The organism is Fictibacillus enclensis (assembly GCF_001457035.1).
In the GTDB taxonomy this organism is placed as follows: Bacteria; Bacillota; Bacilli; order Bacillales; family Fictibacillaceae; genus Fictibacillus_C; species Fictibacillus_C enclensis.
In genome coordinates this window covers 244,804-263,580 of sequence record NZ_KQ758618.1, presented here as the reverse complement: position 1 = coordinate 263,580, position 18,777 = coordinate 244,804, and the positions used below count along the sequence as shown (strand labels likewise).

The window sequence follows — 18,777 nt, the reverse complement described above, 5'->3', positions numbered from 1 at the left end:
AGCATAAATAAAGGAGAATGTACTCATGAATACAACACTCATCAATGACTATAATGAAATCCTAACAGGACGCCGTTCGATCCGTTATTACGATCCTTCTGTTAAAATCAGCAAAGAAGAAATGACAGAAATCCTGTCAAAAGCGACGTTGGCGCCTTCTTCTACCAACATGCAGCCTTGGCGTTTTCTAGTCATTGAAAGCGACGAAGCCAAACAAACCCTATTGCCTTTGGCGAAATTCAATTCTTCTCAGGTAGAAACATCAGCTGCTATGATCGCAGTCTTTGGCGATCTGAACAACTTTGACAACGGAGAAGAAATTTACAGCAATGCGGTTGAACAAGGATTTATGCCACAAGAAGTGAAAGAACAAATGATGGAAAAGCTTTCTGCTCACTTTGAAACCATCGATCCCGCAGACAATAAAGACGTTGTTCTCGTCGATGGTGGAATTGTATCCATGAGTCTTATGCTGGCTGCCCGTGCGCATGGCTATGATACATGCCCGATCGGCGGTTATGAAAAAGACCAAATTGCTGAAGCCTTTGGATTGGACAAGGACCGGTATGTACCGGTTATGCTGATTTCCATCGGAAAAGCAGCAAATCCCGGATACGAATCTGTTCGCTTACCTGTTGAAAAAGTGGCAGAATGGAAATAATCCAACATTTACAAAGGGGAGAATAATAATGATATTAATTCACGCAAAAATGTTCGTTAATCCAACAAAGGAAGAAGAATTTCTTGCAGAAGTACAACAGTTGATCTCCGCATCTCAGGAAGAGAGCGGCAATGTGTCTTATGAACTTTTTAAAGATACCGTGGAAGACAGTGCTTACCTCATGGTAGAAGGATGGAAAGACTTAGAGGCAGTAGACGCTCACAACAAGAGCAGCCATTTCACTCAGTTTGTCGGCAAAGCCCAAAACTATTTAATCCGTCCACTCGATGTAAAAGTATTTAATGCCCAGCAAGTTAAATAACAAAATGAGAGCCTCAACTAAGCTGAGGCTCTCATTTTTTTTATTTATTGAATGGACCGTAATCTATGCTTTAACCCTTCCCGGTTTGCCCAGATGATTTGCTGCTCATTGAAAGGATGAAAGATCTCTACGTTAAAAGAGATAAAGCCAATGCACCTGTCATCATTTTCGTTTTCTTTTTCATCCTATATTCCTCCTTAGTAGTTATGATTAAATCCTACCCATGCCACATTAGAACAACTTTGGAGAAAGATTAAAATTTGGTGAGAAAAAAAGAGTGAGCACCATAGGCACTCACTCTAAACAAAATTACGCTTCTCGATAGACTTTTACACGCTTGATGAAGAATGAAATGATCAATCCGACAATCGTAATGATAATCGCAAATAGAAATGCCTGCTGTACCCCTTCTGTAAAAGCAAGAAGCGGATTCAACGGGTTGGTCTTATCATCGGTTGTTTCCATATAACGCTGTACCCCAGAAGATAAAATAGAAATCGCAACTGCGGTTCCGATTGCCCCAGCCACTTGCTGCAGGGTATTCATGATCGCCGTTCCGTCCGGATATAATTCCTTGGGAAGCTGATTCAAGCCATTCGTTTGGGCGGGCATCATCACCATAGAAACTCCGACCATCATTAAAATGTGCAGAATGACAATCTTTCCTGAAGTTGTGTCCAATGTGATTCTTGAAAAGCCAAGCATGGACCCCAGGGTAATCACCAGTCCGGAGATCACGAGCCACTTAGGTCCAAATTTATCAAAAAGACTTCCCATAACAGGAGACAGAAGACCATTGATCACACCTCCTGGAAGGAGAAGAAGCCCTGCGGCAAATGTGCTTAGTGCCAAAGAAGTTTGAAGGTAAAGCGGTAATAGGATCATGGAAGACAAAATAACCATCATGCTTACAATAACCATAAGCACGCCAAGCGAGAACATCGGATAGCGGAAAGCTTTCAGATTCAGCATTGGCTTTTCCATGTTCAGCTGGCGAGTGACAAATAAAAGCAGGCCAATCGCACCAACGACAAGTGCAATAATGACCGGCGTGCTGCTCCATCCGCCGCTTTCTCCAGCAGAACTGAATCCATATACAATCCCACCAAATCCAATAGAGGATAGTACGATAGAAATCAAATCAATTTTTGGTTTAGTTGGTGTTGTTACATTTTGCATAAAAAACAGACCAAAAATGAGGGCCATCACTAAGAGAGGAAGCGATATCCAGAAGATCCAGTGCCATGTTAGATTCTTAAGAATCAGGCCGGACAGTGTTGGACCTACTGCCGGGGCAAACATGATCACCAAACCTATAATCCCCATGATTTTTCCCCGTTTATAAGGCGGCACAATGAATAAGATCGTATTAAACATGAGCGGCAACAGCAATGCGGTTCCAAGTGCCTGCACAACGCGTGCGATCATCAATACGCTGAAGGCAGGTGCTATAGCGGCTATAAATGTACCTATAATTGAAAATATCAGTGAAGTAATAAACAGCTGCCGGGTCGTGAACCATTGCAGAATAATGCCAGATACAGGAACCAGGATCCCGAGGGTAAGCAAATACCCCGTTGTCAGCCATTGTGCTGTCGTTTCGTGGATTCCCAGACTATGAATTAAATGGCTTAACGCCATATTTAAGGCTGTTTCACTGAATAACCCGATAAACCCGGCTACCACAAAAGAGATGATTACGGGTGTTACTTTTATATGATCAAGACCGCTTTCACTGGCGGTTACTTGTGATTCAGATGCCATTTTTTTATTCCCCCTATACTAGTGATACTTTTTCTTTATTCTTCATTCATAAGCAAAAATGGTATTTGCTTTGCAATTGAACGCAATGGTTCCCCACTGCCATTTGTCATCGATAAAATACAGCCTCCTTCAATCAGCGCATTAATGGTCACACCCAAATCGGCTGCTTTATTTTCATTAAAACCGAATCCCACAAGTACCTCAGCGTACAAAGACTGCCAGTTTGAAAAAGCGGAATTACAGGCTTCACGGAGTTTCGGATTGGATTCAGCTGTTTCCGAAGCAATCAGTCCGATGGGCAATCCCGTGGTCTTCTGTTCAGAATCAAATAAAAAAGAAACCTTCTCAATATGATGCACAAAGCCTTCTACAGCTGATCCCTTGCCGCTTAAATCCATTTTTGCTGCCTGCAGTACATGCTGTTTCATCAATTCAATCGCTTCAAGAGCAATCTCTTCTTTACCGTCTGGAAAATGATAATAAATGGAGCCTTTCGGTGCTCCGCTTTCCTCTATGATCTGCTTCAAACCTGTTCCATGGTATCCTTGGCATTGAAACAGACGGGAAGCAGTACCTAATATACAATTCCTCGTGCTTTCCTTTTTATTAGCCACATTTCCCACCTCGAAATTATAGTGATCGGTCTACATAATAATATGGCAATCAACTGATCATGTCAACTTTTACATCCTATAAAAGAGAGGCCGGTTAAATACCAGCCTCAGCTTCATGCATCACTTATTTTCTCGCCAACAGGTACATAAAATATGGCGCTCCAATTAAAGTTACGATAATTCCAGCCGGAATGCCGCTTGGATCAAGAATGATTCTTCCAATCGTATCCGCGGCCAGAAGCAGAATCGCTCCGATCAGCGCTGCCAGCGGCAGAAAGGATTGGTGCCGCGGACCGACGAGTGACCTTGCGATATGCGGAGCCATAAGGCCCACAAAGGCAATGCCGCCGCTGACAGCCACTGACGCTGAAGCAAGGGCAACAGCGATGATGATCAGCACAATTCGTTCTCTTCCGGCATTCACACCAGTCCCAATCGCCACGTTTTCGTTCAAGTTCAGCATGTTCAATACATTTGATTTAACCATGGATAGCGGAAATAGCAATAAAATCCAGGGAAGCAATGAAAGGACGAAAACCCAATCATCACCCCAAATCCGCCCTGCGAGCCAATTGGCCATGAACGCGTAGTTCTCCATATCCAGCCTGGTCGCCAGGGTAAGGGTAGCTCCCGCGAGAGCGGCTGCCAAACCGACTCCCACAAGCACAAGTCGTGCCGGTTCAACCCCCTCCCCTTTTTTGTAAGACATGATATAGATGATCGCTGCGGTTGCCCCCCCTCCTGCCAGAGCAAAAAGCGGAAGAATATACAGCGAACTGGAGGATTCCACAGTAAAGAACATAATGTAAACGACCACCATCAGTCCGGCACCGGCATTTATACCGAGGATGCCCGGATCTGACAGCGGATTTTTCGTTAAACTTTGAAGAATGGCACCTGAAACCGCGAGGCCCATTCCAGCAAGGATTGCTACAAAAATACGCGGCAGCCTGAACTCAAACAAAATAAGATTTTCTTTCGGTGTTCCCTGCCCGAAAATCGTCCGAAACAGCTCTGTTGGGGTGAGTGAGGCAAAACCGGTTGCCACACTTACAATAAACACGGCGATCAAAAGCACGATCGCGAAGATGGTTGTTATACGCACCTTTTTTGCATGACCGGGATTCATCAACGGCTCATTCCTCCCCTTCTGGCAAGGTAGAGGAAAAACGGAACACCAATCATCGCCACGACCGCTCCCACAGGGGTCTCATAGGGCGCATTGATTACCCGCCCGAAGGTGTCGGCCAAAACCATCAGCACACTTCCAAATACGGCGGAACAAGGAATGATCCAGCGATAATCCGTGCCAACCAAAAACCTGACAATATGCGGAACCATTAGTCCCACAAAGGCAATAGCACCCACCAGTGACACGGCTGCACCAGCCAGAATCAGCACCACGGTCATCAAAACGATTTTCGTGAGCAGCGTATTCTGTCCCAGCCCTTTTGCTACTTCTTCACCAAAACTAAGCATCGTCAATTGCCTTGAAAACAGGACAGCGACCACAATTCCCACCACAACCACGGGAACGATAATCTTAAGCTGTGTCCAACTGGTGCCCGATACCCCGCCGGCCGTCCAAAAGGCAAGGTCTTGCGAAAGCTTAAAGTATAACGCGATGCCTTCTCCCAATGACGAAAGAAGGGCGGAAACTGCGGCACCGGCAAGCGTAATGCGGATCGGAGAAAGTCCGCCTCTCCTCATCGATCCCAGGCCAAATACCATTCCCGCTCCAATACCCGCACCGATAAAGGAGATTATCATGACCGTTAAATAGTCTGCTCCTGAGTAAAACGCAAACACACAGGCAAGAGCAAAACTAGCTCCGGCATTCAACCCGAGTAACCCCGGATCTGCAAGCGGATTGCGGGTCATCCCCTGCATGATTGCACCGCTGACGGCAAAAGCCGCTCCAACCACCGCTGCTCCGAGCTCTCTTGGCAAACGAAGACTGACAATGATCCGGTCGGCTTCCCTGCCAGGGTCATAATTTAAAACGGCATTCCAAACGGTAAGAACATTGATCTTCGCCGCTCCGACCGAAATAGCTACCCCGACACTTATAAGAAGCAGAACAAGGCCGAGCAGCAGGATGGCTGTTCCTGCTGTCGGCCGAGAATATACAGTATGATCTTTAATTTGTTTGGTTTTTGTCTTGAACATAGCTTGCTACCCTTTTCTTAATGCGATTTAGTTCTTTTTCGTGAGTTCATTTACGACAAAGTCCAGTTCTTTTTCAAGGGAAATCGGGTCATTGAAGTAGAACGATTCTGAATCAAATTTGATCGCATGTCCGTTTTTTACAGCAGGAAGTTGTTTCCATACGTTTGACTTCATAAAGGAATTGTCAGGATTCCCTGTACCCGTTCCTACAAAAATATAATCACCTGCGTATTTTGGAATGACTTCCGTAGAGATCGCTTTCCAGCCAGGCCCGAACACATCTTCTTGCAGCTTCTTAGGTGCTTTTAGTCCCAGTGCCTGGTAAATAACCTCAGTTCCGCGTCCCCAGTTCTTTCCGTAAACATACATGTCTTTTCCATAGGCTTCCATAACCATAAACGTTTTATCTTTACCGATGGCAGATTGTACTTTTTCACGGGCATCAGCGGCTTCTTTCTTCCACTCTTTTACCCATGCTTTTGCTTCCTTTTCTTTACCTACCATTTTTCCGATTTCAACATGCTGCTCAAGGTAGTCATATTTGTCGTACGTCATGGTGACGGTTGGTGCAATCTCTTTGTATTTCTTGAGGTTTTTATCATCGGAGTAGGTAATAATCAAATCAGGATTGAGCTCGAGAAGCTTTTCATAAGAATCGGCTGTCACCACTTCCGCATTGTCCAATTTATTTCCGTAAAATTTGTTTTGCTTCGGATATTCGTTAACGGCTACAGGCGTAATTCCCAGCTCAAGCAGGTTTCCTGCATATGTCGCTGCCATCATGGCCACACGCTTTGGATGGGCCGGAACTTTTACATCGCCATTTTCGCCTTTATAGATTCTTGTTTTGGATTCTTTTTTACCAGAATCAGTATTTTCTTCCGTTTTATTGCCGCAAGCTGATAGCGCCAGTATAAGAACGACGGCCATCAAGCCAATAAACAGTTTTTTTGTATGCTTTTTCATCTTACAAGTTCCCCCTATACTTTATCAATAATAATCATTCTCAATTGAAGGTAAAAAAGAAAGGCGCAAGATTACGCCAAGTTCTCAACAAGCTCAACAGGCTTTATAATATCGTATGTCAGACACACCGGCTTCCTCGTTCTTGGGTCAATACCGATTTCGGCATCGATATTGAATACGTTTCGAAGCACCTGGCGTGTCATCACCTCTTCAGGTGTACCCTCATTCTGAATCGAGCCGTCTTTCATCGCCACCATGTGATGAGCAAAGCGGGCCGCGTGGTTCAGGTCATGAATCACCATCACGATCGTCCGTTTTTCCACTCTGTGCAAGTGGTCCAACAGTTCAAGAACTTCGAGCTGGTGGCACATATCCAAGTACGTGGTCGGTTCATCCAATAAGATGATGTCTGTTTCCTGCGCCAAAGCCATCGCAATCCATACCCGCTGACGCTGTCCGCCTGAGAGGGCGTCTACCGGACGGTCCTTAAATTCATGGATGCCGGTAACTTGAAGCGCCCAGTCAATGACCTCGTAATCCTTTTTCGTAAGTTTTCCCAGACCTTTTTGATAAGGAAATCTTCCGTAGGAAACAAGCTCACCCACTGTCAGTCCTTCAGGTGCGTCCGGGGACTGAGGCAAAATCGCCATCTTTTGAGCAATTTTCTTCGTTGGTTCTTTACTGATTCCTTTCCCGTCGAGATACACCATGCCGGTTTTCGGGTTCAAAATACGGGACAACGTTTTCAAAAGCGTTGACTTTCCGCAGCCGTTTGGCCCGATAATCGCCGTAATTTGTCCATCCGGAATGGAAACTCCGAGATTCTTCACTATATCCCTTTCACCGTATGTAACCGTCAAATTTTCAGCGTGCAGCCTGGACATCAATGAGGCCTCCTTTTAAACCTTAACTAAAATCTATATAATTTCATCTATTGAAAATGATTATCAATCTCGAGTTCAATTTTATGAGATTCCTAGAAAGATGTCAACCATGTTTCCAAAATTGTCAATAAAAAAAGCCATCCTTCTCATATCTTAGCAGTATTATTAAAAACACCTGTTGATTTCATATGTCAATCAATATAAATGGAAATAGGTTACATTCAATCGTTAAATATGTCCGCATTTGACGGTTATCCAACATATGAATCGTAATTGTCTCTTTAAAACACACGAAAAAAGCCCCAAAAGCCAGGCTTTGGGACTTCTTACAACACAACTCAGATTGTGCTTGTATCAATGACGAAACGATACTTTACATCAGAAGCCAGCACGCGCTTATAGGCTTCGTCAATTTGGTCAGCTGAAATGACCTCAATCTTAGGAGCAATGTTATGCTCTGCACAGAAATCCAGCATCTCCTGTGTCTGACGGATTCCTCCGATCATAGAACCGGCAAATGAACGGCGATGACCGATAAGAGAAAACACATTTACTTCTAGTGGCTCTGCAGGCGCACCGACATTGACAAGTGTACCGTCAAGCGTGAGAAGTGAGAAGTAAGCATCCATATTAATCTTTGCACTTACTGTATTGATAATCAGATCAAAGGTTCCCGCAAGCTTCTCAAAGGTTTCCGGATCTTTTGTGGCATAATAATCTTTTGCGCCAAACTCCAAACCATCTTCCTTTTTGTTCAACGATTGGGACAGAACCGTAACCTCGGCACCCATAGCATGTGCAATTTTCACCGCCATATGGCCAAGACCACCCATACCAACAACCGCTACTTTCTTTCCTGGACCAGCCCCCCAATGCTGTAATGGAGAATAGGTCGTAATCCCTGCGCAAAGTAATGGTGCTGCTGCGTCAAGCTCGATGTTATCAGGAATTCTGACGACGAAGTCCTCTGTTACAACGATGTGGGTAGAATAACCACCCTGAGTTGGCTCTCCGTATTTATCAACACCTGCATAAGTAGGAACATTTCCTTTAAGACAATATTGTTCTTCCCCTTTTTGGCAGTTCACACATTCACCACAGGAGTCGACCATACATCCAACGCCTACTCTGTCACCGACCTTGTACTTTGTGACTTCTGCTCCTACTTCTGTGACAAATCCCGCAATTTCGTGTCCTGGCACAAGTGGATAATTCACTTCGCCCCATTCACCATGAGCCGTATGGATATCAGAATGGCAAATGCCTGCAAACTTAATTTCAATTAGAACATCATGTGTATCAAGATCGCGCCGATTAATTTCAGCTTCTCGAAAAGGAGTGTCTGGACCATCTACAGCTCGTGCTTTAGCAGTTATCATGAAAGAACCTCCATTATGTATGTTTTTCAAGAGAACGTTTTTCTCTTGTATCCCCATGTTATTACTTACAGTTAACTCTAGGTCAAGCATTTACATCCTATATTCAGAAAACAATTTCTGTTGCCTCCAAGTTGGTTTTGACATGCCGGACGTTCAGTGATAAAATTTCCCAAACCATAGAGTTAACTCGAAGTCTATATGAAGGAGATTAGTTATGAAGACATATTCCATAAGCGAAGTTGCGAAAGAATTGAATCTTACCGTATATACGTTGCGTTACTACGACAAAGAAGGACTTATGCCATTCGTAGAACGTACACCCAACGGAAATCGATTGTTTAAAGAATCCGATATCAGTGCGTTAAAAGTAATCGAATGCCTCAAAGCCACCGGGATGCCGATTAAGGAAATCAAGACATTTATTGATTGGTGTTCAGAGGGAGATTCCACTCTAGAGCAAAGATATAAGATGTTTTTGGAACGAAAAGCCAATGTGGAAGCACAGATGGAAGAGTTGAAAAAGACAATGGAGATCATCCAACATAAATGTTCCTATTATAAGACAGCTATGGATGGCGGAACGGAAGACATTCATAAGAAAGAAAAGTTAGCGAAGCCTTAACTAAAAAAGCCTAACTTTGATCATAAAAAAATCCCCTCTACTTACATGAACCATGGCTCCTCTCAAACCTATGGTTCTATTTTAGATGGGGAATTTCAGCCATTTAAGCGTTGTAAATTCTTCAAGGACCCATTCACCGTTAAAACGGCCGAGTCCTGAATCGATCGGCATATCGTTTAAACAGTTGGCTGAAAGACGTTTCCTTCTACTTTTCTGCGAAGACGGACTTTCGCTCCCTGCTTCACGCTAGAATCCAAATCTTTTAAGATTCGTTCTGCCTCCATGCCTAAAATGAATAATTAATATATTTCTATGTATCGCATGATTCAATGTGAGATAAAGTGGGTCTTGTTAAGCAGTTACTATTCAGGAGGAATTGATCATGAACAGCACAGACCGTTATCAGCATGGACTCGGCAAACTTATGGAGTACACGTTGACTGAAAACAAGGAGAGCTGTTACACCTAAAGTGGCAGTGGACTTTGTCCAAAATTTGACCGATGATGTGGAGCGAAGATTTTAATAAAAGGTCGCCGCGGATTTGGGCACAAGCAGAAGACACGGGATATGACGTGGAAATTTACCATTACGGATTCGAGCATAAATAAACTGCCAATTCATTCTATGATAAATAATCTATAAATACCTCCACTAATGTCAGTTTCCTAGCTAAAGGTATGTCCATATATATAAAAGAACGGAAAAAAAATTGAGGTGAAATACATGAGTATCGATGTAATAGTGATTGCTGCTCATCCAGACGATGAAATCCTTGGCCCTGGTGGAACAAATTATGCGGAAGCGTTTGAAATCATCAGGAGGGTATGGAGATGACACGCCGAAAACCTCCATTATTTATCCCCTATCCCCATTTAGTATCTGCAATGGATCAATATTATGGACTGACAAAAGCTTTAAAAAAAGATAAAAACAAACCAGATTTCGTGAAACCCTCTGAATTAAGACAAAAGAAAAAAATGAAAATCTTAATCACTACTTTCTGGGACTACCCTTTTGTTGGCGGATTGCAAAACTACATCACTGCACTTAAATCCGGATTGGAAGGCTTAGGCCACACTGTCCATATTGCAGCTCCTAATCACTTCGAAAAAAGTTATATTGAAGGAATGCGACAAACATTTATGGAGGATGTAAAACAATTTTTTGTTAAAAGGTATGGAAGTTTCAGTGAAAAGATCATCCAAAACGTTTGGCGAATGCAAAAATATGAATGGATGCTAAAGTGCGTGGATATTTCTAAATATGATATTATTCACGCACAGGACCGGTTTACAGCTAATGTAATGCACCAGCTTAATAAAGACTATCAAAAACCGCTGCTGTTCACTCCCCACGGATTTATGACACATACACGGCTAAAGTTTAATCTAATTGAAAAAGGGTCTGTAGAAGAAGCCTACTTTTTGGCCATTGACCGAAAAGCCGTTCAAAGCTCGACCCATATCATTAATTTATGTGAATATTTTCGACCGTTGCTAAACGGATTAGGTGCTGAGGAAAGAAAAATGACAACGGTTTACACTGGAATCGATTTTGGAATTGATCCTCCAGAGAAATCGAAGAATACTTCAGGTAAGACCATTATTACCTGTATCTCTCGACTCCGGCCGCGTAAAGGACATAAATACCTGTTTGAGGCACTTTCCCTCATTAGAAACAAGCTTGAAAATGTAGAAATATGGATTGTAGGGGAAGGATCAATGAGAGAAGAGCTTGAACGCCAATGTCAGGATTTACAGCTGGAAAATGTGCATTTTCTAGGAAAGAGAAAGGATATTCCAAAAATATTAAAACGATCAGATATTTTTGTCCTGCCAACTACCAGTGATACACTTCCCATTTCTGTGATAGAGGCGATGTTCGCCCGGAAGGCGATCATTACAACAAACTGTGGCGGAATACCAGAAATTATTCAGGACAATCATTCGGGGCTTATAGCTGAACCGGGTAACCCTCAGCAACTAGCGGAAAAATTAACGATCCTTCTGGATGATTCCATACTAAGGAATTCTTTAGCACAAAATGCTAAATGCTTTGCTGAACAGCATTTAACGATTGCCAGTATGACTAGAAAGATTGAAGAAGTTTATCAATCTTTTTTGCACAGAGGTGAGATGCAGTGAGGCATGATCTACCAGCCGTAGTTTTAGATCTAAGTGCGACTGGGATCGGAATCGTTCGGAGCTTAGCCGAACAAGGCATAAAAGTATATGCATTTGATACAGAGAGTAAGCAAAAAATTGGAAAAACCAGATATGCAAGCTGCGATGTATGCCCTAATCCTGTTTCTGAGGAAGAAAAATTATTAGAGCACCTTACAAGGCTAGGACAAACATTTGAGGAGAAAGCGGTACTCTACGCTGGATCGGATGACTATGTACGTTTTATATCAAAATACAGAGATCAGTTGTCTTTGAATTATCTTTTTCTTTTACCTGACCATTCATTAATCGAGGCTGTGTTAGATAAAAGATTAACCTACGATTTATCAGTAAAATATAACGTTCCATGTCCTAAAACGTTCATTATTGATGATGAAGATCATCTTGAGCGGATTGCTTCTGAAGTAATATTCCCCTGTATATTAAAACCAGTCATTTCCTCCAATTTCCGGAAACGTATCGATCATCATCTGTATAAAAAAGCAATATTAGTTGAAAATCCAGTCCAGTTAAGGGAAGAGTACCTCTTTTACAGCCGTTTTGGAGAGCTCATGATTCAAGAGGTGATTCCTGGAGAAGAGGCATCCATTTATTCAGTAAAAACTTTATTTGATGAGGAAATGAATCTAATTGGACTCTGGATGAATCAAAAACTCCACCAATTCCCTCCAGACTTCGGTTCAACCGCCATGGCATTAAGTATCAGAGATGAGGACGTAATAAATATGGCAGTGCCATTTTTGCGTAATATCAAGTTAAAAGGCCTGGCAATTGCGGAATTTAAGAGGGATGAAAGAGACGGCAAGTTGAAATTTATTGAGATTAACCCCAGGATTGGGTTAACCCAAAGATTGTCAATAGCTTGCGGTGTAAATTTAGCATACTTGAACTATTTGCTGGTAACTGGACAAAATCCTTCCCCAGTGACGAAACAGACAGAAGGCATCAAATGGGTTTACCTGGTCCGCGATTTTCTATCCTTCCGCCAAAACAAAAAAAACGGGAAAATGACGATTACCGAATGGATAAAAAGCCTTTCCGGACATAAGATAGAAGCTTTATTCAGCTGGAAGGATCCACTCCCATTTATAAGAAGCTTTGTGTCCCACATTCGATATTTATGGGCGAGAAAGTGAGATTTTCAATAGAAATTAGGGGGGATTTCTGCATTGAGCAGTAAAGAACAAATCGTAAAACAGTGGAATCAATTTAGATGGAAAAAAAAGTTTGAATTTTTTTCAGATCATGAAATTGCATTGCCTGAAGATAAAATAGAATGCCTTAAAAATTCGAGGGAAAAAACAAGTATCTGGAAACTGATCCTTACAGATGGCATAAACAGTCTTCCCGCCGTCCTTAAAATATTTAAACCACCTTTTAATGAAAATCATCGTGTGGAAATTAACATGTACCGCAGAGGATATACCGCCATGGCTGAATTTATGCCAAAAATGTATTGGATTGAGGAAAGAGTAAATGATGACGAAATCTGGCTATTTACAGAATTTATTCAACCTTTGCGCGGGCAAATCAAGATTACGCCCAGACATCTCGATCTTATCATTCCAACTGCTGCAAAATTTCATGCCCGCACATTTGGTGATCGGATAACCAGGTACAAGGATTCGTTTGATTCCTGGCTGCCCCGATATGATTCTGCGCTGGCAAACACAGAAAGAAGCAACCATATTGAAAAAACAAAAGAATATCTAGATCTTGCTATGAAAGATCCTGGTTTAAGAGGAATAGTAGAACCTGGATACAACACTATTCAAAATGTCCTGCAAAAAGGGCCAATTTTCTTTCCGGAAATTATGGAAGCAGGGCAATGCCTCATCCACGGTGATCTTCATCTTCATAATCTTTGCTGCCAAAACGGAACAGATGAAGTAAATTGGAACATTCAAATGATCGACTGGGAGTCTGCCAAGTACGCACCCTGTTCGTATGATATGGTTGTTCTGGTTGAATTGTTGATTGATTTCAGAACCGACTGGCATAAAAAGGAAGAAGAAATAAGAAGTCATTGCATGCTGTTATACGCTCAGGAAATGCAAAAAGAAGGAATAACCTTCCAAACAGACATCCTAAAGCTATTAAAAATGACTTATTTACAGAGAACATTAGAGAAAAGACTCCTAAATCACCTTAAAAGGGTGTTGAATGGAGAACAAAGTATTCTGCTAAAAAGATACATTGAAAAAATAAACAGCTGGGGAAAGGAATTCGGTTTATACTAGCAGAGATCAACGTAGTTGCTGCTGAAGTCCAATTTTAATAAAGGAAGTGTATGGATGGAAAGCATAACGGCGATAGCAGCCAGAAATAAAGGAAAATTAGCATTGGAAAATCTCGAAAAATACAAACAGCTTGGCAAGGGCGGTGATGGAGCGGTTTTTCAAATTAGTCACAATAAATGTGTAAAAATTTTCTGGAAAGAAAAAACCCAAAAACTTGAACTGGAGGCATTAAAGAAGGGACAATCATCCCCAATCATTCCCCGACTCTATGAGTATGGATCGAACTATATTGTCATGGAGTATGTCAACGGATATAATCTAAAAAAATACCTCAAAGAAAAGAAACGTTTTTCTGACTCAAAAATAAGACAAATATTATACATGCTTTCTGAATTAAAGAGGATCGGTTTTTTGAGACACGATACAGAGGTCCGTCATATTTACTTCAACGAGAAGGGGGAGGTAAAAGTGATCGACCACAAACGGGCATTTACCACTGATAGAACTTATCCCAGGAAGTTAATATCGGGTCTTGAAAAGCTTGGATATGCAGAGGAATTCCTTCAAGGGGTCAAACAGATTTCGCCAACCATTTTTAATGAATGGGCAAAATATTATGAATAACCATTTAGATGGCGTTAAACATGGTGCCACCCTTTCTTGTTCTTCAGGTCAACCATTGAATGAGCTGACCCTTAATACAGGTTATCTTGAGATATTACAAATGTAAAAAAACCTAACTCGGTTAGGTCTGAAAGCACTATGCAAAGAAATATGTGAAAATATTATATAACATACATTTTTAAGTAACACCAACAGTATGTATTGGTGGAGACGGTGGGAGTCGAACCCACGTCCAAAGATAACGGCACTTAAGCTTCTACGAGTGTAGTCGATAGATTCGCGTTTCGCGACTTCAGCTGCCTATCGACAGGCGTTTGAAGTGCTAGCCTGATTGCGCTCTTCCTTCGTCCTCAGGCGGAGGACAGCCGGCGTAGCCCACTAAGAGTGAGACCCTTACCCTACCACATGGGCGATGGAGGGAGGATCAGCTAAAGTGCTATTACGCAGCTAAAGCTAGGTTGTTGTTAGTTTTGCCAGTTATAGGCGTTGGCGTTTTAACGAGGCCGACCCCCTCGACTCGCAACTTAAGCTCGAACTACCCCTGTCGAATCCGTAACGTCCCCATGATAGAAATCCCGGGGTGAATCTTACGGGAGGTTAAAGCTGCTGCAACCTTTTATTCAGTTATTAGCAACAAAATAAAGTATAGCATTTTTACGCGGTTATTTCAACCGGCCACACTCTCCAGTTTATGCCTTTTGGCGATCCCTGAAGGCACGTTCGATCTCGCGTTTTGCATCTTTTTTCTTCAGATCCTGCCGCTTGTCGTAGTTCTTTTTACCCTTGGCCAAGCCGATTAAAACCTTCGCAAATCCGTTTTTAAGATACAGCTTCAATGGGACGATCGAGTATCCCTGCTCTTTTGTCTGGCCCAAAAGCTTGGCGATCTCCTTCTTGTGAAGAAGCAGTTTGCGTGTTCTGAGCGGATCATGGTTGTACCGGTTTCCCTGTTCGTACGGGCTCACGTGCATGTTGTGAAGAAACAGTTCTCCATTTTGCACACGGGCGAATGAATCCTTCAAATTGATCCTGCCAGCCCGGATGGCTTTGATTTCAGTACCCTGGAGGACGATGCCTGCCTCAAAGGTTTCTTCTATATGATAATCATGCCGCGCTTTTTTATTTTGAGCGACAAGTTTTCCTTCTCCTCTTGGCATGCTTCATGACCTCCCCAAAACAAGTGCACCCTTAATTATACTGAATTGGTCAGGAAACGTCAAATAAAGCTTAAGGCCGCATGACGTTTCCCTGCACTGGTTTATCTCTTTTTGTTTTTCTTTTTCTTTTTCGTGATATTCCCTTTATAGAATGGCTTTTTCTTGCCTTTTGTTGATCCGCCTTTGTCCCCTCGGTCGGCTTCAGGACGGCGTGTTTTTCGCTTTCGTCCTTCGCCTTCAATGACTGTTGGACGGTCTTTTCCCCGTTTGCGGGGTGTTCCCTTCATACCCACGATCTCAAAATCAATCGCCCGTTCATCGAGATTCACATTGATGACCCTAACCGCAAGTTCATCCCCGATCCGGAACACGTTCCCTGTGCGTTCACCGATCATGGCCATATGCTTCTCATCATAGCGGTAGTAATCATCAGCCAGGTAGCTCACATGTACGAGACCTTCAATGGTATTGGGAAGTTCTACAAACAACCCGAAGTTGGTTACGGAACTGATGACACCTTCGTACTCTTCCCCGATTTTATCCTGCATGAATTCAGCTTTTTTTAGATCGTCCGTTTCACGCTCGGCATCCACCGCGCGGCGTTCCCGGTCGGAAGCATGCTTGGCGATTTTCTCAAGCTGTCCTTTCCATTTTGCCACCGTGCTTGGATCGGTCTTTTTGTTAATAAGATACGTCCGGATCAACCGGTGAACGATTAAGTCCGGATAACGTCGGATCGGTGAAGTAAAGTGCGTATAGAACTCGGTCGCCAGACCATAGTGGCCCAAGCTTTCCGGATAGTATTTCGCCTGCTTCATGGAACGGAGCATTATTTTGCTGATCACCATTTCTTCCGGCTCGCCTTTTACTTCTTCAAGAAGTTTTTGCAGTGAACTCGGATGAACCTCTTCCACTCCGCCTTTTAGTACATAGCCAAACATGGCGATGAATTCAAGGAAACGATGCAGCTTCTCTGCATCCGGGTCTTCATGGATCCGGTACATGAACGGAAGATCGGCCTTATGGAAGTGCTGCGCTACCGTTTCGTTGGCACACAGCATGAACTCCTCAATCAGGCGTTCCGCTACCGACCGTTCGCGAAGCACCACTTCCTGCGGCTCGCTATTTTCATTGACGATGACACGCGCTTCACTGAAATCGAAGTCAATAGCACCTCGGTTAAATCGGCGCTTGCGCAGAATTTCGGCCAGTTCGCCCATTCCATCAAAAAACGGAATAAGCGGCTCATAACGTTTTAAGACGTCGTCGTCTTCACGCTGCAGGATTTTCCGTACGTTCGTGTAGGTCATCCGTTCCACGGTCTTGATCACACTTGGGAAAATCTCATGCTTGATCACTTCGCCTTTAGGCGTGATTTCCATCTCACAGGAAAGCGTCAGGCGGTCCACCCGCGGATTCAATGAACAGATCCCGTTGGACAGGCGGTGAGGAATCATCGGAATAACCCGGTCCACGAGATACACACTTGTACCCCGTTCCAACGCTTCCACATCGATTGGTGATCCTTCAGTTACATAGTGACTGACATCAGCGATATGGACACCGAGTTTATAATTGCCGTTATCAAGCTTGATTACATTAACAGCATCATCCAAATCCTTAGCATCTTCGCCATCGATCGTGACGATGGTTTGGTCGCGCAGATCACGGCGGCCTTCGATATCATTCGGATCAATGGTGTCAGGCACACTGTTTGCCTGTTCAAGCACCTCTTCAGGGAACTCTCTTGGCAGCCCGTGTTTGAAAATGACGGAAAGGATATCCACGCCAGGGTCGTTTTTATGGCCGAGAATGTGGATGACTTCTCCTTCTGCACTGTTTCGCCCTTCAGGGTACTTGGTGATTTTAACAACGACTTTATGGCCTTCAATGGCACCATTTACCCCTTCAGCCGGGATGAAAATATCATTCGGAATCCGTTTGTCATCAGCGACCACAAACCCAAAACTGCGGCTTTGCTGGAATGTTCCTACTGTTTCTGTTACACCACGCTCCAAAATGCGGATAATGGTACCTTCCGGATGAGAGCCTTTTGAATTGGTGTTAAGGCGTACGAGCACCACGTCATTGTTCATGGCACTGCCCATGTCTCCCTGAGAAACGTAGACGTCTTTTCCTTCTCCTGTTTCAGGGAGGACGAAAGCAAACCCTTTCGCATGAGCCTGCACCTTTCCTCGAACAAGATTCATTTTGTCAGGAAGACCGTATCGGTTTGTTCTTGTTCTGACAACAAGCCCCTCGTCTTCCATCTCGTTCAGTGTGCGAACCAAAATTTTAAAATCATCCGCTTCCTGGAGCCCAAAGGCGTCTTCCAGTTCCTGAACGCTAAGCGGTTTATATGCTTCTTCTTTCATGAACGCAAGCAGTTGCTGCTTATCCACTACATCTCCTCCTTATGGGAAAAACGTTACTCCATGGTCCAGTCCAGCTTTTCCAGGAAGGTGTAAACATCCTCGTGCAGCTGTTCCTTTTCCTTGCCAAGTGTGATTACATGAGTGGATTCTTCGTACCATTTCAAATCCTTTAGATCGCTTTCCACTTCATTGTAAATAATATTGGCAGAGTCCGTATTAATCATCTCGTCATGTCTAGCCTGTACAACAAATGTAGGTGCGTATACCATGTCGATGGAATTTCGCACATCACCCAGGAGCTGTTGAAGGCCCTTTAAGGTATTCATAGGGGTCTTTTTGAACGCCTCCATCTCCAGATCCACTTGCTCCTGCGACTTATTTTCTCGGCTTTTGTATTCACGGGCATACTCCAGCACACCCTGGTAAATCGTTTCTTCACTTTTCACATGCATTGGTGCGCACATTGGCACGACACCCATCACCGGCTGCTCGGTAGCCAGTTTCAATGAAAAAACACCGCCAAGCGACAATCCGCAAACGGCAATTTCCGTATGTCCCTTCTCTTTTAGAAGGTTGAACCCATCCATAACATCCTTCCACCAGTCATCCGGGCCTGTATGTACGAGTTCTTCCGGTGGGACAGCGTGCCCTTTGTACTGTGGAGCATGGCAGGTGTATCCCTTCTTTTGCAGAAAACGGCCCAGCATGCGAACGTCCGCTGAGCTGCCGGTAAAGCCATGTAATAATAATACCGCCCGTTTTCCTCCTTCAAACATAAATGGTTTTGGTGCTGTAATTTTCATCATGCTGCTTACT

18 protein-coding genes and 1 other RNA gene are annotated in these 18,777 nt (G+C 43.4%); 8 read left to right on the top strand and 11 right to left on the bottom strand.

Annotation, left to right across the window (positions count from 1 at the left end):
* The first annotated feature begins 25 nt into the window (after nucleotides 1-25).
* Both AS030_RS11730 and AS030_RS11725 read left to right on the top strand, forming a co-directional pair.
* On the top strand, nucleotides 26-661 hold the full coding sequence (locus tag AS030_RS11730) for a nitroreductase family protein (RefSeq protein WP_061972038.1): 636 nt from the start codon (nucleotides 26-28) through the stop codon (nucleotides 659-661).
* 28 nt (nucleotides 662-689) lie between these two features.
* Nucleotides 690-983 carry a putative quinol monooxygenase gene (locus AS030_RS11725; protein ID WP_061972037.1) on the top strand — a complete coding sequence of 98 codons (294 nt, stop codon included), beginning with the start codon at nucleotides 690-692 and terminating at the stop codon, nucleotides 981-983.
* 309 nt (nucleotides 984-1,292) lie between these two features.
* On the opposite strand, the gene AS030_RS11720 is transcribed toward AS030_RS11725, so the two are convergent.
* The 7 genes from AS030_RS11720 to AS030_RS11690 form a co-directional block, all read right to left on the bottom strand.
* Entirely contained in the window at nucleotides 1,293-2,747 is a 1,455-nt protein-coding gene (locus tag AS030_RS11720; protein WP_061972036.1) for a DHA2 family efflux MFS transporter permease subunit, read from the bottom strand.
* 35 nt (nucleotides 2,748-2,782) lie between these two features.
* Nucleotides 2,783-3,361 carry a TetR/AcrR family transcriptional regulator gene (locus AS030_RS11715; protein WP_061972035.1) on the bottom strand — a complete coding sequence of 193 codons (579 nt, stop codon included), beginning with the start codon at nucleotides 3,359-3,361 and terminating at the stop codon, nucleotides 2,783-2,785.
* 124 nt (nucleotides 3,362-3,485) lie between these two features.
* Complete coding sequence (locus tag AS030_RS11710) at nucleotides 3,486-4,490, bottom strand: FecCD family ABC transporter permease (protein WP_061972034.1); 1,005 nt, start codon at nucleotides 4,488-4,490, stop codon at nucleotides 3,486-3,488.
* A complete protein-coding gene (locus tag AS030_RS11705) occupies nucleotides 4,490-5,530 on the bottom strand; it encodes a FecCD family ABC transporter permease (RefSeq protein WP_061972033.1) in 1,041 nt (346 codons plus the stop codon). The genes AS030_RS11710 and AS030_RS11705 overlap by 1 nt, the downstream gene beginning before the upstream one ends.
* A 27-nt stretch (nucleotides 5,531-5,557) precedes the next feature.
* Nucleotides 5,558-6,496, bottom strand: a complete 939-nt coding sequence (locus AS030_RS11700; RefSeq protein ID WP_061972032.1) for an iron-hydroxamate ABC transporter substrate-binding protein — start codon at nucleotides 6,494-6,496, stop codon at nucleotides 5,558-5,560.
* Between the two features lie 71 nt (nucleotides 6,497-6,567).
* Entirely contained in the window at nucleotides 6,568-7,380 is an 813-nt protein-coding gene (locus AS030_RS11695) for an ABC transporter ATP-binding protein (RefSeq protein WP_061972031.1), read from the bottom strand.
* A 338-nt stretch (nucleotides 7,381-7,718) separates the two neighbouring features.
* Entirely contained in the window at nucleotides 7,719-8,759 is a 1,041-nt protein-coding gene (locus tag AS030_RS11690) for an NAD(P)-dependent alcohol dehydrogenase (RefSeq protein WP_061972030.1), read from the bottom strand.
* Nucleotides 8,760-8,973: 214 nt separating this feature from the next.
* Between AS030_RS11690 and AS030_RS11685 the strand changes: the two genes are divergently transcribed.
* The 6 genes from AS030_RS11685 to AS030_RS11665 all read left to right on the top strand — a co-directional run bounded on the left by AS030_RS11685 (nucleotide 8,974) and on the right by AS030_RS11665 (nucleotide 14,429).
* Nucleotides 8,974-9,381, top strand: a complete 408-nt coding sequence (locus AS030_RS11685; protein ID WP_061972029.1) for a MerR family transcriptional regulator — start codon at nucleotides 8,974-8,976, stop codon at nucleotides 9,379-9,381.
* A 724-nt stretch (nucleotides 9,382-10,105) separates the two neighbouring features.
* The gene (locus tag AS030_RS24320; RefSeq protein WP_218061146.1) at nucleotides 10,106-10,216 is read left to right on the top strand and encodes a PIG-L family deacetylase; all 111 of its coding nucleotides are present in this window, start codon (nucleotides 10,106-10,108) and stop codon (nucleotides 10,214-10,216) included.
* Nucleotides 10,213-11,526, top strand: coding sequence for a glycosyltransferase family 4 protein (locus tag AS030_RS11680; RefSeq protein ID WP_061972028.1), 1,314 nt, complete (start codon nucleotides 10,213-10,215; stop codon nucleotides 11,524-11,526). The genes AS030_RS24320 and AS030_RS11680 overlap by 4 nt, the downstream gene beginning before the upstream one ends.
* Nucleotides 11,523-12,701 carry a carboxylate--amine ligase gene (locus tag AS030_RS11675; protein WP_061972027.1) on the top strand — a complete coding sequence of 393 codons (1,179 nt, stop codon included), beginning with the start codon at nucleotides 11,523-11,525 and terminating at the stop codon, nucleotides 12,699-12,701. Before AS030_RS11680 ends, AS030_RS11675 begins: the two co-directional genes overlap by 4 nt.
* Nucleotides 12,702-12,734: 33 nt before the next feature.
* A complete protein-coding gene (locus tag AS030_RS11670) occupies nucleotides 12,735-13,805 on the top strand; it encodes a phosphotransferase (protein WP_061972026.1) in 1,071 nt (356 codons plus the stop codon).
* Between the two features lie 54 nt (nucleotides 13,806-13,859).
* Nucleotides 13,860-14,429, top strand: a complete 570-nt coding sequence (locus AS030_RS11665; protein WP_061972025.1) for a kinase — start codon at nucleotides 13,860-13,862, stop codon at nucleotides 14,427-14,429.
* Nucleotides 14,430-14,631: 202 nt separating this feature from the next.
* Here AS030_RS11665 and ssrA read toward each other — a convergent pair.
* The 4 genes from ssrA to AS030_RS11645 form a co-directional block, all read right to left on the bottom strand.
* Nucleotides 14,632-14,992: a transfer-messenger RNA gene (ssrA, locus tag AS030_RS11660) on the bottom strand.
* A 126-nt stretch (nucleotides 14,993-15,118) separates the two neighbouring features.
* Nucleotides 15,119-15,586: an SsrA-binding protein SmpB gene (smpB, locus tag AS030_RS11655; RefSeq protein WP_061972024.1), complete on the bottom strand. Its 468-nt coding sequence runs from the start codon at nucleotides 15,584-15,586 to the stop codon at nucleotides 15,119-15,121.
* 101 nt (nucleotides 15,587-15,687) lie between these two features.
* Nucleotides 15,688-17,988 (bottom strand): ribonuclease R, encoded by a 2,301-nt coding sequence (rnr, locus tag AS030_RS11650; RefSeq protein WP_074440547.1) that lies wholly within the window; start codon nucleotides 17,986-17,988, stop codon nucleotides 15,688-15,690.
* Nucleotides 17,989-18,014: 26 nt separating this feature from the next.
* The gene (locus tag AS030_RS11645; protein WP_061972023.1) at nucleotides 18,015-18,767 is read right to left on the bottom strand and encodes an alpha/beta hydrolase; all 753 of its coding nucleotides are present in this window, start codon (nucleotides 18,765-18,767) and stop codon (nucleotides 18,015-18,017) included.
* Nucleotides 18,768-18,777: the final 10 nt, after the last annotated feature.